We start from the raw sequence: 14,349 nt of genomic DNA, 5'->3' as shown, positions 1-14,349 counted from the left end.
ATCGAGGTCAGCATGTCTTCTGTCGCCGCTTCCGCTCCACCTTCCGCCCAGCCCGCCGTCTCCGTCGCCGCGCGGGCCGGCGTGACCACCGTGGTCCACAAGTTCGGCGGCACCTCGGTGGCCGATGCCGAGCGCTATCGTCATGTGGCGCAGCTGCTGCTGGCGCGTGAGGAGACGATGCAGGTCACCGTGGTCTCGGCGATGAAGGGCGTTACCGATGCACTGATCGGGGTGGCCACGTTGGCCGCGGAAGACGGCTCGGCCTGGCGCGAACAGTGGCACGCGTTGCGGGCACGTCATCGCGGTGCCGCCGTTGCCTTGCTCGGTGAGCACGCCGGGGCCACGGTGGAGTGGCTGGACCAGCGCTTCGATCAGTTGGCCGAGGTGCTGGGTGCGCTGGCGGTGATCGGCGGCCTGCCCACCGAAGTGCTGGACCGCGTGCAGGGCATGGGCGAGGTGTATTCGGCGCAACTGCTCGGGACGTACCTGCAGACGCTGGGCGAAGACTGCGCGGTGCTGGATGCGCGCGATGTGCTGGTGATCGAGCGCGGTGAACTGGGCGTGGACGTGGACTGGGCGCGCAGCGCCGAGCGCCTGGCCCAGTGGCGCCTGCAGCATCCGCAATCGCGCATCGTGGCCACCGGCTTCGTCGCCCGCGACCGCCAGGACCGCATCACCACGCTGGGCCGCAACGGCAGCGATTACTCCGGGGCGATCTTCGCCGCCTTGTTCAACGCCGATGAGCTGCACATCTGGACCGATGTGGACGGCGTGCTCTCGGCCGACCCGCGGGTGGTGCCCGAGGCGGTCCAGCTCGAAGCGCTGAGCTACGACGAAGCCTGCGAGCTGGCCTACTTCGGCGCCAAAGTGGTGCACCCGCAGACGATGTCGCCGGCGATCGAGCGTGGCCTGCCGATCATCATCCGCAACACCTTCCACCCGGATCATCCAGGCACGCGCATCACCGCCGAGCGCACCGCGTCCGGTCCGATCAAGGGGCTGACCCTGAGCCCGGACCTGGCCGTGATCAACCTGGAAGGCACCGGCCTGATCGGCGTGCCCGGCACGGCCGAGCGCGTCTTCGCGGCGCTGCGCAATGCGCATGTGTCGGTGGTGATGATCTCGCAGGGCTCCTCCGAGCACTCGATCTGCTGCGTGGTGAAGCAGGCCGAGGCGGTGCGGGCGCGCGAATCGCTGCTGCAGGCCTTTGCCCATGAGCTGAGTCTGGGCCAGGTGCAGCGCGTGCAGCTGACCGACAACGTGAGTGTGCTGGCCGCCGTGGGCGATGGCATGGCCGGCCAGCCCGGCGTGGCCGCGCGCCTGTTCGAGTCGCTGGGCCGCGCGCAGGTGAACATCCTGGCGATCGCGCAGGGCTCCTCGGAGCGCAACATCTCGGTGGCGGTCGACAGCCGCCATGCGACCAAGGCGCTGCGCGCGGCGCATGCCGGGTTCTGGCTGTCGCCGCAGACGTTCTCGGTCGGTGTGATCGGCCCGGGCAATGTGGGTGCGGCGCTGCTGGACCAGCTGCAGGCGGCCCAGGTACAGCTGCTCGGCCGCGCCAATGTGGATCTGCGCCTGCGTGCGGTCGCCTCGCGCAGCCGCATGGTCCTGGACGAGCGCGGCCTGAAAGGTGACTGGCGCGCGGCGCTGTCCGGCCCGGCGCAGCCGAGCGATCTGGACGCATTCACCGAACACCTGGTCTCCGCCCATCTGCCGCACGCCCTGATCATCGATTGCAGCGGGAGCGCCGAAGTGGCCGACCGCTATGCCGGCTGGCTGGCCGCAGGCATCCACGTGGTCACCCCGAACAAACAGGCCGGTGCCGGCCCGCTGGAGCGCTATCACGCGATCCGCGAGGCAGCGGCTGGCAGTGGCGCGCGCTTCCGCTACGAAGCCACGGTCGGTGCGGGCCTGCCGGTGATCACCACGCTGCGCGACCTGGTCGACACCGGCGATGAGGTGCTGGCGATCGACGGTATTTTCTCCGGCACGCTGGCGTGGCTGTTCAACAAATACGACGGCCAGGTGCCGTTCTCCGCGCTGGTCAGCCAGGCGCGTGGCATGGGCTATACCGAGCCGGACCCGCGCGATGATCTTTCCGGCGTGGATGTCGCGCGCAAGCTGGTGATCCTGGCGCGTGAGGCGGGCCGTGAGCTCAGCCTGGCGCAGGTGCGCGTGGAAAGCCTGGTGCCCGAAGCACTGCGCCAGGCCAGCGTGGACGACTTCATGGCGGGCCTGCCGCAGATCGATGTGGTGTTCGCCGAGCGCCTGGCAGTCGCCAAAGCGGACGGTGCGGTGCTGCGCTATGTGGCGCGCCTCACGCCGGACGGGGCTGAGGTCGGCCTGGTCGCGCTGCCGGCCGGGCATGCCTTCGCGAACCTGCGCCTGACCGACAACGTGGTGCAGTTCACCACGCGCCGCTACTGCGACAATCCGCTGGTGGTGCAGGGCCCGGGCGCCGGGCCGGAGGTGACCGCCGCCGGCGTGTTCGCCGATGTGCTGCGCGTGGCGGTGGGCGAAGGAGCACGTCTGTGAGTGAGGGCAGGAGGACGGAAGCACGCGCGTTTGCGCCGGCCTCGGTCGGCAACGTGGGGGTCGGGTTCGACATCCTTGGGCACGCCATCGAGGGCGTTGGCGATACTGTGACAGTGCGGCGGATCGACGAGCCCGTGGTTCGCATCCACGCGATCCGCGGCACCACGGTGGATCTGCCACGGGTGGCCGAGGACAACACCGCCGGTGCGGCGTTGATTGCGCTGCGTGCCGCGCTGGATCTGCCGTTCGGCTTCGAGGTGGAGATCGACAAGGGCATCGCGCTGGGCTCGGGCATGGGCGGTTCGGCCGCGTCGTGTGTGGCCGCGCTGGTCGCGGCCAATGCGCTGTTGCCGCAGCCGTTGTCGCGCGAAGCGCTGTATCCGTTCGCGCTGACCGGCGAGGCGGTGGCCAGTGGTGGCCGCCATGGCGACAACCTCGGGCCGATGCTGCTGGGCGGGCTGGTACTGAGCACGGCGGACCGGCTGGTACCGGTGCCGGTTCCGGCGGCGTGGCACAGCCTGCTGGTGCATCCGGACGCGGTGCTGGAGACGCGCCGCGCGCGCGCCGCGCTGCAGGGGCATTACGCGTTGGGCGAGTTCGTCGCGCAGAGCGCGAATCTGGCGCTGGTGCTCAGTGGCTGCTTCACCTCCGATGCCGCACTGGTCCGTGCCGGCCTGCGCGACGTGCTGGTCGAGCCGCGTCGGGCCGGTCTGATCGCCGGGTTTGCGGCGGCCCGCGATGCTGCGTTGAATGCCGGGGCGATGGGCGCCAGCATCTCCGGTGCGGGGCCGAGCGTGTTTGCCTGGTTCGAGCAGCGCGATGCCGCGCTTGCCGCGCAGGCGGCAGTCCAGCAGGCGTTCGCGGACGCGGGCTTCGACAGCCAAGGCTGGGTGTCACCCTTGAATGCGCCCGCCGCGCGCGTGCTGTGACACGTCCACTCTTTCTACTTTGGGATATCCGATGAAGTTCGTTTCCACGCGTCACGCCGCGCCCGCCGCCTCGCTCAGCCAGGCGCTCGCCGCCGGCCTTGCCCCGGATGGTGGTCTGTACGTTCCCGAACACCGCCCGCAACTGCAGAGCTGGTCAGCGCAGGGTTCCTTCGCGCAGACCGCCGCGGCGGTACTGGCCCCGTATTTCCATGACGATGCCCTGGAGAGAGCACTGCCCGAACTGTGCGAGCAGGCCTTCGATTTCGATGCGCCACTGCGCCCCCTGGCGACCGCTGATGATCATGTGCTGGAGTTGTTCCATGGCCCGACGGCGGCATTCAAGGATTTCGGTGCGCGCTTTCTCGCGGCGTGTCTTGCCCGCCTGCAGCAGGGCCGTGAGCGACCGTTGACGATCGTGGTGGCGACCTCGGGCGATACCGGGGCGGCCGTTGCCGCGGCCTTTCATCGGCAGCCGGGGATCCGCGTCGTGGTGCTGTACCCGGATGGCCGCGTCTCGCCGCGCCAGGCGCATCAGCTGGGGTGCTTCGGCGACAACATCCACACACTGCGCGTCGCCGGGTCGTTCGACGATTGCCAGGCGATGGTGAAACAGGCGCTGGGCGATCGCGAGCTGCAGCACGCAGTGCCGTTGAGCTCGGCCAACAGCATCAGCCTGGGTCGCTGGCTGCCGCAGATGAGCTATTACGCCCATGCGGCCCTGGTGCATCAGGCGCAGACCGGCCACGTGCTCAATCTGGTGATTCCGACCGGCAACCTGGGCAATGCGATGGCGGCGATCCTGGCGCGGGCGATGGGCCTGCCGCTGGGGAAGATCGCGCTGGCGACCAATGCCAATGAGGTGTTGCCGCGCTATTTCCATGGCGAGGCCTACCAGGCACAAACCAGCGTGGCGACGATTGCCAACGCGATGGACGTGGGGGCGCCCAGCAATTTCGAGCGGCTGCGCTGGCTCTACAACGACGATGACGTGGCACTGCGAGGCGCGTTCACGGCCGAGGCCGTGGATGATGCGGCGATCCGCGAAGTGATCAAGCGGCGCCATGACCTGCATGGCGAGGTGTTTTGCCCGCATACGGCGACGGCGGTGGCGCGCCTGGAGCACCTGCGGGCCGCGGGCGCACAGGGGCATTGGGCGGTGGCGGCGACTGCGCACCCGGCCAAGTTCGAATCGGTGGTGGAGCCGTTGATCGGGCAGGTGCTGGACGTGCCGCCGGCCTTGGCCGCGCTGCTGGAGCGGCCCGCGCAGGCCGAAGCGTGCGCACCGGAGTATGGGGCGCTGCGTGAGGTGCTGTTGCGCGGGTGAGGCGGGGTCAGTACGACTCGTCGGCCGACAGCTTCTGCAGGCCGGCTTCGTCCAGGATCTCGACGGTGTTCAGATGGGGCAGGGCGATCAGGCCCTGCTGGCGCAGCTTGGTGAAGGTGCGGCTGACGGTTTCCATGGTCAGGCCGAGATGGTCGGCGATGTCGCCGCGGCCCATCGGCAGGGTCACGCGCAGGCCCGGCTCACCGAGCAGCGCTTCGCGCGCGGCCAGGCGCAGCAGGAAATCGGCGACCTTCTCGGCCGGCTGCAGCCGGCCCAGCGCCATGGCGGCATCCTGCGCGGCATCCAGCTCCTGGCAGGCGCGTTGCAGCAGCTTGCGCTCCAGGTGCGGGAAGCGCGAGCGCAGGTCCTTCATCTGCGGCAGGGCCACGCGGCAGACCCGGCTGTCGGCGATGGCCTCGATGTCATAGCGGTGGTGATCGCTGCCGCTCAAGCCCAGGAAGTCGCCGGGCAGTACGAAGCCGCTGATCTGGCGGCGGCCATCGGCCAGCGTGCGGACCAGGCGCAGCGCACCGGCGGTAATCGTATAGACATGTTGGCGCGGCTCACCCGCACGGGCCAGGGTGGACCCCAGCGGCAGTGCCTGGGACACGGTGACCCGCTCCAGCGCCTGCACTTCATCCGGCGACAGCGCCGAGCAGACCGCCAGGTGCCGTACCGAGCAATGCAGGCAGTCGCGCAGCGGCGAGCAACCGGGGGCGGCGGTGTCTTCAACAGCGGAAAGCGCGGTACCGGAGTGGGGCCGGGTCATGTCAGGTCAGCAAGCGGGACCTGCCTATGATACGTCATGCCGCCATTGGCCCGGTCCCGATGCCCGGATGCGGCTCGTTGCGCTGGCTGCGGCTAGAATATGCCGCTCGCTCATCCCCCCGTTTCCGCAGGAGTCCCGCAAGTGATCAAGCCCCGTACGCCGCCCGGCATCATGGAATTGCTGCCGCGTGAGCAGATCGCGTTCCAGCGCATGCTGGACGTCATCCGCCGCAACTACGAGCGGTTCGGGTTCCTGCCGGTGGAAACCCCGGTGTTCGAGCTGTCCGATGTGCTGCTGACCAAGTCCGGCGGTGAAACCGAGCGCCAGGTGTATTTCGTGCAGTCCACCGGCGCATTGGCCAACGCGGCCGAAGCCGGCGACAAAACGCTGCCCGAGCTGGCCCTGCGCTTCGACCTGACCGTGCCGCTGGCCCGCTACGTGGCCGAGCACGAGCACGACCTGACCTTCCCGTTCCGTCGTTACCAGATGCAGCGCGTGTACCGCGGCGAGCGTGCCCAGCGCGGTCGCTTCCGCGAGTTCTACCAGTGCGACATCGATGTGATCGGCAAGGATGCGCTGAGCATCCGCTATGACGCCGAAGTCCTGGCGGTGATCCATGCGGTCTTCGCCGAGCTCAGCATCGGCGCCTTTAGTATCCAGCTCAACAACCGCAAGCTGCTGCGCGGCTTCTTTGAAAGCCTGGGCGTGGCTGATGGCGAGCGCCAGCTGGCGGTGCTGCGCGAAGTGGACAAGCTGGACAAGCGCGGCCCCGACTACGTGCGCGAGACGCTGGTGGGCGAAGGCTTTGAGATCCCGGCCGAGCAGGTCGAGCGGATCCTGGCCTTCGTGGCGGTCCGCTCCAGCAGCCACGCCGACGCGTTGGCGCAGCTGGACGCGCTGCTGGCCGATCCGGCTGCCAGCGAGACGCTGAAGGTGGGCGTGGCCGAATTGCGCGAAGTGCTGGAGCTGGTCAAGGCGCTGGGCGTGCCGGAAACCGCGTACTGCCTGAACTTCTCCATCGCGCGCGGCCTGGATTACTACACCGGCACCGTGTACGAAACCACGCTGACCGACCACCCGCAGATCGGCTCGATCTGCTCCGGTGGCCGTTACGAAGACCTGGCCAGCCACTACAGCAAGTCCAGGCTGCCGGGCGTGGGCATTTCCATCGGCCTGACCCGTCTGTTCTGGCAGCTGCGCGAAGCCGGCCTGATCGCCGGGATTGAAGACAGCAGCGTGCACGCGCTGGTGGCGCTGATGGACGACGCCAGCCTGCCGCAGTCGCTGGATATCGCCCGCCGCCTGCGCGCCGGTGGCATCAACGCCGAAGTGCAGATGGAGCCGAAGAAGATCGGCAAGCAGTTCCAGTACGCGGCCAAGGCCGGCATTCGTTTCGTCGTGCTGGCCGGTGACGACGAGCTGGCGCGTGGCGTGGTCGCGGTCAAGGATCTGCTGCGCGAGCAGCAGTTCGAGGTCTCGCGCGAGGAACTGGCCAGCACCCTGCAGGTGGAACTGGAGCAGGCCAAGGTCATGCCGTGAGGCGGCTGGGGGTGGCGGCAACGCTGCTGCTCCTGCTGACCGCGTGCCGGACCGATCCTGCGCTGCATGGCCAGCGGATCGGTCCGGGCCAGTACCGGCTGACGGTCGACCGCTGCCACGTGATCGACCGGGAGCAGCTGCAGCGTGACCTGCGCGGATTGGCCGGGAAGAAGTGCCCGGACGGGGCAGGGGAGCTGCAGGCCGTCCAGTCCATCCCGAGCCGCCAGGGCAGCCTGTTCGGCGAGTGCCTGCGCAGCGGCGCCCTCCGCGCCGAGGTAACGTGCCGGTAGGTACCGACCGTTGGTCGGTACGCCGTTGAATGCCCGATACCCACAACAAACGCCCGCTCCGCGGGCGTTTTTCGTTCCCGCCCCTGAACCAACCTGATCCGAGTAGCCACCCGGTTTGACCCTGGAGCTTCGTTTGCGCTAATGTAATAGCACGCTATTACATTGATACGATGAAACTACGCCCCGCCCCCCGAGAAAAAGACGCCCAGGCCGATCTGGCCTGCCTGGCTGCGGCCTTCGCCGCGCTGTCCAGCGCCGAACAGGTCACCGCGTTCCTGCGCGACCTGTGCACCCCGGCGGAGCTGGAGGCGCTGTCGGACCGCTGGAAGGTAGTGCCGCTGCTGCAGCACGGCGTGCCGTATCGCGAAATCCACGAACTGACCGGCGTCAGCGTGACCACCACCGGGCGCGTGGCGCGTTCGCTGGAGCATGGCCACGGCGGCTATGCCGCCGCCATTGCCGCCACGCCGTCTTCCCCCGAATCCGAGTAAGTGAGCCTCCCCATGAGTGCAACCCAGACCGCCCCGGCACGTGACCGGCTGCGTATCGCCATCCAGAAGAACGGGCGGCTGGCCGAGCCCGCCCGCAGCCTGCTGACCGCCTGCGGGCTGAGCTGGCGGCAGAGCCGCGACAAGCTGTTCTGCTACGGCGAGTCGCTGCCGGTGGACCTGCTGCTGGTCCGCGATGACGACATCCCTGGCCTGATCGCCGATGGCGTCTGCGATTTCGGCATCGTCGGCCGCAACGAGCTGGACGAGCAGGGCGCCGCCCGCCGCCGGATCGGCCTGCCGGATGCCTACCAGGCGCTGCGCGGGCTGAACTTCGGCCAGTGCCGGCTGATGCTGGCGGTGCCGGAGGAGTGGGAATGGACGGGCGTGGAGCAGCTGGCCGGCAAGCGCATCGCCACCAGCTACCCCGCGATCCTGGCCGACTGGCTGGCCGCGCGCGGCGTGGATGCCCAGGTGGTCGAGCTGTCGGGTTCGGTCGAAATCGCCCCGCGCCTGGGCACCGCCGACCTGATCTGCGATCTGGTGTCCAGCGGCGCCACCCTGGCCGCCAACCAGCTCAAGCCGGTCGAAACCCTGCTGGAAAGCGAGGCGGTGCTGGCCGGCCCGGTCCGCACGCCTGATGACGCCCGCGCCGGTCTGATGGCGATGCTGCTGCGTCGCCTTGATGGCGTGGTGAACGTGCAGGACAGCAAGCTGCTGATGTTCCGCGCCGCGCTGGACCGGGTCTCCGAGTTGACCCGCCTGCTGCCCGACGCCGATCCGCTGGTGCAGTTGCCCGATGACGGCGGCCACCTGCGCTTGCAGACCATGTGCCACGGTGCGTTGACCTGGCAGCGGTTGGAGGACCTGGAGCGCGCGGGTGCGCAGGGCTTGATGGTATTGAGTGTGGAGCGGTCGCTGGCATGAATCGTTTGACGTGGTCCCAATTGGATGCCGGCGCCCAGGCGCAGGCGCTGCAACGCCCGGTCCAGGCCGTGGCGGCGCGCACCCGTGAGTCCGTTGCCGCGTTGATCGCGGCAGTGCGCCAGGGCGGTGATGCCGCACTGCGTGAGATCACCCTGCGCTTCGACGGCGTGGCACCGGCGACCTTCGAGGTCAGCGAGGCGGAGTTCGCCGCCGCCGAGCAGGCCGTCTCGGCCGAGCTGCGCCAGGCGATGATCGATGCGGCCGCGCGCATCCGTACCTTCCACCAGGCCGGAATGACCCAGGGCTATGCGGTCGAGACCGCGCCCGGCGTGCGTTGCGAACGCGTGGTGCGGCCGATCGGTCGGGTGGGTCTGTATGTGCCGGCCGGCAGCGCGCCGTTGCCGTCCACCGCGCTGATGCTGGGGGTGCCCGCACAGCTGGCCGGCTGCCGGGAAGTCGTGTTGTGCACGCCGCCACGCAAGGACGGCAGTGCCGATCCGGCCGTGCTGGTGGCCGCACGCCTGACCGGCGTGCACCGCGTGTTCAAGCTGGGCGGTGCCCAGGCGATCGCGGCGATGGCGTATGGCACTGACAGCGTGCCGGCGTGCGACAAGCTCTATGGCCCGGGCAATAGTTACGTGACCGAAGCCAAGCAGCAGGTCGCCCAGGACGGTGCCGCGGCGATCGACATGCCGGCCGGGCCGTCCGAAGTGCTGGTGATTGCCGATGCCGGTGCCACGCCGGCGTTCGTCGCCGCCGATCTGCTCTCGCAGGCCGAGCACGGCCCGGATTCGCAGGTACTGCTGCTGACCGACGACGCGGCGATGGTGGACCGGGTCGAGGCGGCGGTTGAAGCGCAGCTGGCGCAGCTGTCGCGTGCGGAAATCGCCGCGCAGGCGCTGGCGTCCTCGCGCCTGATCCTGGTCGATTCGCTGGACGACGCCTTCGCGATCAGCAACCGGTATGCGCCGGAGCACCTGATCCTGGCGCTGCGCGAGCCGCGCGCGTGGTTGGACAAGGTTGACGCGGCCGGGTCGGTGTTCCTGGGCGACTACACCCCCGAAGCGCTCGGCGATTACTGCAGTGGCACCAACCACGTGCTGCCGACCGCCGGCGCTGCCCGCGCCTACAGCGGCGTCAGCGTGGCCAGCTTCCAGAACCTGATCAGCGTGCAGTCGGCCACGGCCGCTGGCATCGCGGCGATCGGCGAGTGTGCCCGCGTGCTGGCCCGCGCCGAAGGCCTGGACGCCCACGAAAACGCGGTGACCCTGCGCATGGAGGCGGCCGCATGAGCACTGCCTCCATCCTGTCCCTGGCCCGTGCCGACCTGCAGGCGTTTGCCGGCTATTCCTCGGCGCGCAGCAGTGCGCTGGTCGGGGATGTCTGGCTCAACGCGAATGAATCGGCCTGGGCCAATCCGGCCGACGTCGCCGGTGGCGCGCGCCGCTATCCCGACCCGCAGCCAGCGGCGCTGCGTGATCGGCTGGCCGAGCTGTACGGCTGCTCGTCCGAACAACTGCTGATCGGCCGCGGCAGCGACGAGGCCATCGATCTGCTGGTACGCGTGCTGTGCGAGCCGGGCCGCGATGCGGTGGTGACCACGCCGCCGGTGTTCGGCATGTATGCCGTCTGCGCGCGCCTGCAGAACGCGCCGTTGATCGAGGTGCCGCTGGTCGATCAGGGCGATGCGCTGGTCGCCGATATCGATGCCGTCATTGCCGCGGCGCTGTCGGGCAACGCCAAGCTGGTGTTCCTGTGCTCGCCGTCCAATCCCGCGGGCAGTGTGATCAGCCTGGCCGAGATCGAGCGGGTGGCCACGGCATTGCAGGGCAGGGCGCTGGTGGTGGTGGATGAGGCCTACGGGGAGTATGCCGAGCAGCCGTCCGCGACCACGCTGTTGAGCCGTTACGAGAACATCGCCGTGCTGCGCACGCTGTCCAAGGCGCATGCGCTGGCGGCCGCTCGCATTGGCACACTGATCGCCGATGCCGCGCTGATCCAGCTGCTGCGCCGCTGCCAGGCGCCGTACCCGGTACCCGCGCCCTGTGCCGAGTTGGCATTGGCCGGTCTCGGCGCCGAGAGTCTGGCCGTCACCACCCAGCGCATCGCACAGATCAAAGCCGAACGTACCCGCCTGCAGTCCGGCCTGGCCGCGTTGCCCGGTGTGTTGCGTGTCTATCCCTCGCAGGGCAACTACCTGCTGGTCCGTTTTGCCGACGCCCAAGGCGCGTTTGATGCGCTGCTCGCGGCCGGCGTGGTGGTGCGTGACCAGCGTGCCGCGCCGCAGCTGGCCGATGCACTGCGCATCACCCTCGGCAGTCCGGAACAGAACGACCGCGTACTCGCCGCCCTGATGGCCCGGAGGGCTGCCGCATGACCCCGATTCTGTTCGTCGACCGCGACGGCACCCTGATCGAAGAGCCCGCCGATTTCCAGATCGACGCCTACGAGAAGCTGCGCTTCGTGCGCGATGTGATCCCGGCGATGCTCAAGCTGCGCGATGCGGGCTATCAGTTCGTGATCGTCAGCAACCAGGATGGCCTGGGCAGCGAAGGCTATCCGCAGGCCAGCTTCGATGGCCCCAACGACCTGATGCTGCAGATCTTCGCCAGCCAGGGCATCACCTTCCGTGACGTACTGATCGACGGCACCTGGCCGCAGGACAACGCACCGACCCGCAAGCCGGGCATCGGCCTGATGCTGCCGTATCTGCAGGACCGCAGCATCGACTGGGCACGCTCGGCGATGGTGGGCGACCGCCTGACCGATATCCAGTTCGCCGAGAACATGAAGATCCGCGGTTTCCAGCTGCGCACCGAGCAGTTCGGCGGCGACTGGGACTGGACCTCGATCGCGCATGAGCTGGCCGATGCGCCGCGCCGCGCCACCGTGCAGCGCAATACCAAGGAAACGAAGATCCGGGTTGACGTCGATCTGGACCGCACCGCCGAGCCGCAGACCCACACCGGGCTGCCGTTCTTCGATCACATGCTGGAGCAGATCGGCAAGCACGGCGGCTTCGCGCTGAGTGTGCAGGCCGAGGGCGACCTGCACATCGATGAGCACCACACCATTGAAGACACCGGCCTGGCGCTGGGCCAGGCCCTGCGCGAGGCACTCGGCGACAAGCGTGGCATCGGCCGTTACGGCTTCACCCTGCCGATGGACGAGACCCTGGCCAGTGCCGCGCTGGATTTCAGCGGCCGCCCGTATTTCGTGTTCGAAGGCGAGTTCAAGCGCGAGCGCGTGGGTGACATGCCGACTGAGCTGGTGCCGCACTTCTTCCGCTCGCTGTGTGATGCGGCCGGGTTGAATCTGCACCTGAGCGTGCGCGGCGACAACGACCACCACAAGGTCGAGGCCTGCTTCAAGGCGCTGGCGCGCGCGCTGCGCCAGGCCTTGCCGCGGCAGGGCACCGCGCTGCCGAGCACCAAGGGGGCACTGTGACCGAGGTTGCGCTGATCGATGCGGGTGGAGCCAACCTCGGTTCGGTCCGCTATGCGCTGGAACGGCTGGGCGTGCAGGTGCGGCTGGTGCGCGATGCGCAGGGGCTCGAAGGTGTCTCGCGGGTGATCCTGCCCGGCGTCGGCGCGGCCCCGCACGGCATGGCGCGTCTGCATGCGCAGGGTCTGGTGCAGCCGCTGCGCGAGCTGCAGGTACCGCTGCTTGGGATCTGCCTGGGCATGCAACTGCTGTTCGATGGCTCTGAAGAGGGCCATGTCGAATGCCTGGGCCTGTTGCCCGGGGTCGTTCGCCACCTGCGTCCTGCCACCGGCATCCGTGTGCCGCACATGGGCTGGAACCGGCTGCTGCCCCTGCGCGCGTCGCCGCTGCTGGCGGGCGTGCCGGCCCGGGCCAGCGCGTACTTCGTCCACAGCTACGCCGCCCCCCTGGGCGAAGACACCGTGGCGGCGTGCGATCACGGCGGGCTGTTCGCGGCCGTCGTGCAGCGCGGCCGGCACAGTGGCGCCCAGTTCCACCCGGAGCGCTCGGCCGATACCGGCGCGCGCATCCTGCGCAATTTCATCGAGAACGAACCGACATGAGTTTCATCGTCTATCCCGCCCTGGATATCCGCGAAGGCCGCGTGGTACGGCTGCTGCAGGGTGACTACGCGCAACAGACCACCTACGGCGATGACCCGCTGCCGCGCGCGCAGGCCTTTGCCGCGGCGGGCGCGGGCTGGATGCACCTGGTGGATCTGGATGCGGCCCGTGCCGGTGGTTACACGCTGGCACCGCTGCTCTCCTCGATCGCGTCGCAGACCGGCCTGAAGGTGCAGACCGGCGGCGGTGTGCGCTCGCGCGATGACGTCGCGCGCATCCTCGACGCCGGTGCCACCCGCGTGGTGGTCGGCTCGGTGTCGGTGCGCGAACCGGCGACGGTGATCGGCTGGCTGCGCGAGTTCGGCCCGGACCGGCTGACCATCGCGCTTGACGCGCGCCAGGCCGAGGATGGCCGCTGGCTGCTACCGGTGCATGGCTGGACCGAGACCGCCGAGGACACGCTGGACGTGTTGGCCCAGCGCTACGCCGAGGCCGGCATGCAGCACCTGCTGTGCACGGATATCGCGCGCGACGGCATGCTGTCCGGGCCGAACATCGATCTCTACCAGCATCTGGCCACACTGCTTCCCGGCGTGGCGGTGCAGGCCTCTGGCGGCGTGCGTGATGCCGACGATGTCGCCCAGGCCAAGGCGGTCGGCTGCGGCGGGGCGATCCTCGGCAAGGCATTGCTGGAGGGGCGCATGACCCTGGAAGGAGCGCTGGCATGTTGAGCCGTCGCCTGATTCCGTGCCTGGATGTGCGCGATGGTCGCGTGGTCAAGGGCGTGCGCTTCCGCGATCACGTGGACATGGGCGATATCGCCGAGCTGGCGATGCGTTACCGCGACCAGGGCGCCGATGAACTCGTGTTCTACGACATCGGCGCCAGCCCGGAAGGGCGCGCGGTGGACGTGGCCTGGATCGAGCGCATCGCGCGCCTGATCGACATTCCGTTCTGCGTGGCCGGCGGCATCAGCGATGTGGAGACCGCACGGCGCGTACTGCATGCCGGCGCCGACAAAATCTCGATCAACTCGCCGGCCCTCGGTCGGCCCGAGCTGATCGAGGAGCTGGCCGATGCCTTCGGCGTCCAGTGCGTGGTGGTCGGTATCGATTCGGTGCGCGAGGCGGACGGCGAATGGCGGGTGCGCCGCTTCAGCGGCGATCCGGACAAGACCCAGGCGGTGGCGGTCCGTACCCTGGACTGGGTGGTGGAGGCACAGCACCGGGGGGCCGGCGAGATCGTGCTCAACTGCATGGACAGCGATGGCGTGCGTCGCGGCTATGACGTGGCCCAGCTGCGCCAGGCCCGTGCGCTGTGCCAGGTGCCGCTGATCGCCTCCGGCGGCGCGGGCGAGATGCAGCACTTCGCCGATGTGTTCGACCAGGCCGACGTTGACGGCGCATTGGCCGCCAGCGTGTTCCACAGTGGGGCCATCGCCATTCCCGCGCTCAAACAGTTCCTGCGCGAGCAGCAGATCGAGGTTCGAGATGTCTATTGAA

Annotated in this window: 14 protein-coding genes; 13 read left to right on the top strand and 1 reads right to left on the bottom strand. The window is 69.1% G+C overall.

Annotated features, from left to right (window positions below; genetic code table 11):
* Positions 1-12: 12 nt before the first annotated feature.
* Genes thrA through thrC form a run of 3 tightly spaced genes read left to right on the top strand, consistent with a single transcriptional unit; the run spans position 13 to position 4,788 of the window.
* Complete coding sequence (gene thrA / locus ABE472_RS01280) at positions 13-2,535, top strand: bifunctional aspartate kinase/homoserine dehydrogenase I (protein WP_346465129.1); 2,523 nt, start codon at positions 13-15, stop codon at positions 2,533-2,535.
* Positions 2,532-3,464, top strand: coding sequence for a homoserine kinase (locus ABE472_RS01275; protein ID WP_313218155.1), 933 nt, complete (start codon positions 2,532-2,534; stop codon positions 3,462-3,464). The genes thrA and ABE472_RS01275 overlap by 4 nt, the downstream gene beginning before the upstream one ends.
* Positions 3,465-3,495: 31 nt before the next feature.
* Positions 3,496-4,788, top strand: coding sequence for a threonine synthase (thrC, locus tag ABE472_RS01270; protein WP_346465127.1), 1,293 nt, complete (start codon positions 3,496-3,498; stop codon positions 4,786-4,788).
* 7 nt (positions 4,789-4,795) lie between these two features.
* Here the strand turns inward: thrC and ABE472_RS01265 are convergent, their stop codons facing one another.
* Positions 4,796-5,557: a helix-turn-helix domain-containing protein gene (locus ABE472_RS01265; RefSeq protein ID WP_070472989.1), complete on the bottom strand. Its 762-nt coding sequence runs from the start codon at positions 5,555-5,557 to the stop codon at positions 4,796-4,798.
* Between the two features lie 141 nt (positions 5,558-5,698).
* Here ABE472_RS01265 and hisS point away from each other — a divergent pair, with 141 nt between their 5' ends.
* The 10 genes from hisS to hisF all read left to right on the top strand — a co-directional run bounded on the left by hisS (position 5,699) and on the right by hisF (position 14,348).
* Positions 5,699-7,096 (top strand): histidine--tRNA ligase, encoded by a 1,398-nt coding sequence (hisS, locus tag ABE472_RS01260; protein ID WP_346465125.1) that lies wholly within the window; start codon positions 5,699-5,701, stop codon positions 7,094-7,096.
* The gene (locus ABE472_RS01255; protein ID WP_314404750.1) at positions 7,093-7,386 is read left to right on the top strand and encodes a hypothetical protein; all 294 of its coding nucleotides are present in this window, start codon (positions 7,093-7,095) and stop codon (positions 7,384-7,386) included. The genes hisS and ABE472_RS01255 overlap by 4 nt, the downstream gene beginning before the upstream one ends.
* Positions 7,387-7,556: 170 nt before the next feature.
* Complete coding sequence (locus ABE472_RS01250) at positions 7,557-7,877, top strand: YerC/YecD family TrpR-related protein (RefSeq protein WP_346465123.1); 321 nt, start codon at positions 7,557-7,559, stop codon at positions 7,875-7,877.
* 12 nt (positions 7,878-7,889) lie between these two features.
* Positions 7,890-8,801 (top strand): ATP phosphoribosyltransferase, encoded by a 912-nt coding sequence (hisG, locus tag ABE472_RS01245; protein WP_102788409.1) that lies wholly within the window; start codon positions 7,890-7,892, stop codon positions 8,799-8,801.
* Positions 8,798-10,093, top strand: a complete 1,296-nt coding sequence (gene hisD / locus ABE472_RS01240; protein WP_346465121.1) for a histidinol dehydrogenase — start codon at positions 8,798-8,800, stop codon at positions 10,091-10,093. The genes hisG and hisD overlap by 4 nt, the downstream gene beginning before the upstream one ends.
* Entirely contained in the window at positions 10,090-11,178 is a 1,089-nt protein-coding gene (hisC, locus tag ABE472_RS01235; RefSeq protein WP_346465119.1) for a histidinol-phosphate transaminase, read from the top strand. Before hisD ends, hisC begins: the two co-directional genes overlap by 4 nt.
* Positions 11,175-12,248, top strand: a complete 1,074-nt coding sequence (hisB, locus tag ABE472_RS01230) for a bifunctional histidinol-phosphatase/imidazoleglycerol-phosphate dehydratase HisB (protein WP_070472965.1) — start codon at positions 11,175-11,177, stop codon at positions 12,246-12,248. The genes hisC and hisB overlap by 4 nt, the downstream gene beginning before the upstream one ends.
* Complete coding sequence (hisH, locus tag ABE472_RS01225; RefSeq protein WP_313211798.1) at positions 12,245-12,847, top strand: imidazole glycerol phosphate synthase subunit HisH; 603 nt, start codon at positions 12,245-12,247, stop codon at positions 12,845-12,847. The genes hisB and hisH overlap by 4 nt, the downstream gene beginning before the upstream one ends.
* Positions 12,844-13,578 (top strand): 1-(5-phosphoribosyl)-5-[(5-phosphoribosylamino)methylideneamino]imidazole-4-carboxamide isomerase, encoded by a 735-nt coding sequence (gene hisA, locus ABE472_RS01220; RefSeq protein ID WP_313211796.1) that lies wholly within the window; start codon positions 12,844-12,846, stop codon positions 13,576-13,578. The genes hisH and hisA overlap by 4 nt, the downstream gene beginning before the upstream one ends.
* Complete coding sequence (gene hisF, locus ABE472_RS01215) at positions 13,572-14,348, top strand: imidazole glycerol phosphate synthase subunit HisF (RefSeq protein ID WP_346465117.1); 777 nt, start codon at positions 13,572-13,574, stop codon at positions 14,346-14,348. Before hisA ends, hisF begins: the two co-directional genes overlap by 7 nt.
* Position 14,349: the final 1 nt, after the last annotated feature.

The organism is Stenotrophomonas sp. TWI809 (assembly GCF_039673205.1).
Lineage (GTDB): Bacteria > Pseudomonadota > Gammaproteobacteria > Xanthomonadales > Xanthomonadaceae > Stenotrophomonas.
Note: the sequence above shows the minus strand (reverse complement) of the source record. Positions and strands in the feature narration are given on the sequence as shown.

Excerpts from the sequence above, each read along its gene's own strand:
- thrA (WP_346465129.1), top strand. The coding sequence starts at position 13 with ATGTCTTCTGTCGCCGCTTCCGCTCCACCTTCCGCCCAGCCCGCCGTC.
- thrC (WP_346465127.1), top strand. The coding sequence starts at position 3,496 with ATGAAGTTCGTTTCCACGCGTCACGCCGCGCCCGCCGCCTCGCTCAGC.
- ABE472_RS01265 (WP_070472989.1), bottom strand. The coding sequence starts at position 5,557 with ATGACCCGGCCCCACTCCGGTACCGCGCTTTCCGCTGTTGAAGACACC.
- ABE472_RS01250 (WP_346465123.1), top strand. The coding sequence starts at position 7,557 with ATGAAACTACGCCCCGCCCCCCGAGAAAAAGACGCCCAGGCCGATCTG.
- hisG (WP_102788409.1), top strand. The coding sequence starts at position 7,890 with ATGAGTGCAACCCAGACCGCCCCGGCACGTGACCGGCTGCGTATCGCC.
- hisD (WP_346465121.1), top strand. The coding sequence starts at position 8,798 with ATGAATCGTTTGACGTGGTCCCAATTGGATGCCGGCGCCCAGGCGCAG.
- hisC (WP_346465119.1), top strand. The coding sequence starts at position 10,090 with ATGAGCACTGCCTCCATCCTGTCCCTGGCCCGTGCCGACCTGCAGGCG.
- hisB (WP_070472965.1), top strand. The coding sequence starts at position 11,175 with ATGACCCCGATTCTGTTCGTCGACCGCGACGGCACCCTGATCGAAGAG.
- hisA (WP_313211796.1), top strand. The coding sequence starts at position 12,844 with ATGAGTTTCATCGTCTATCCCGCCCTGGATATCCGCGAAGGCCGCGTG.
- hisF (WP_346465117.1), top strand. The coding sequence starts at position 13,572 with ATGTTGAGCCGTCGCCTGATTCCGTGCCTGGATGTGCGCGATGGTCGC.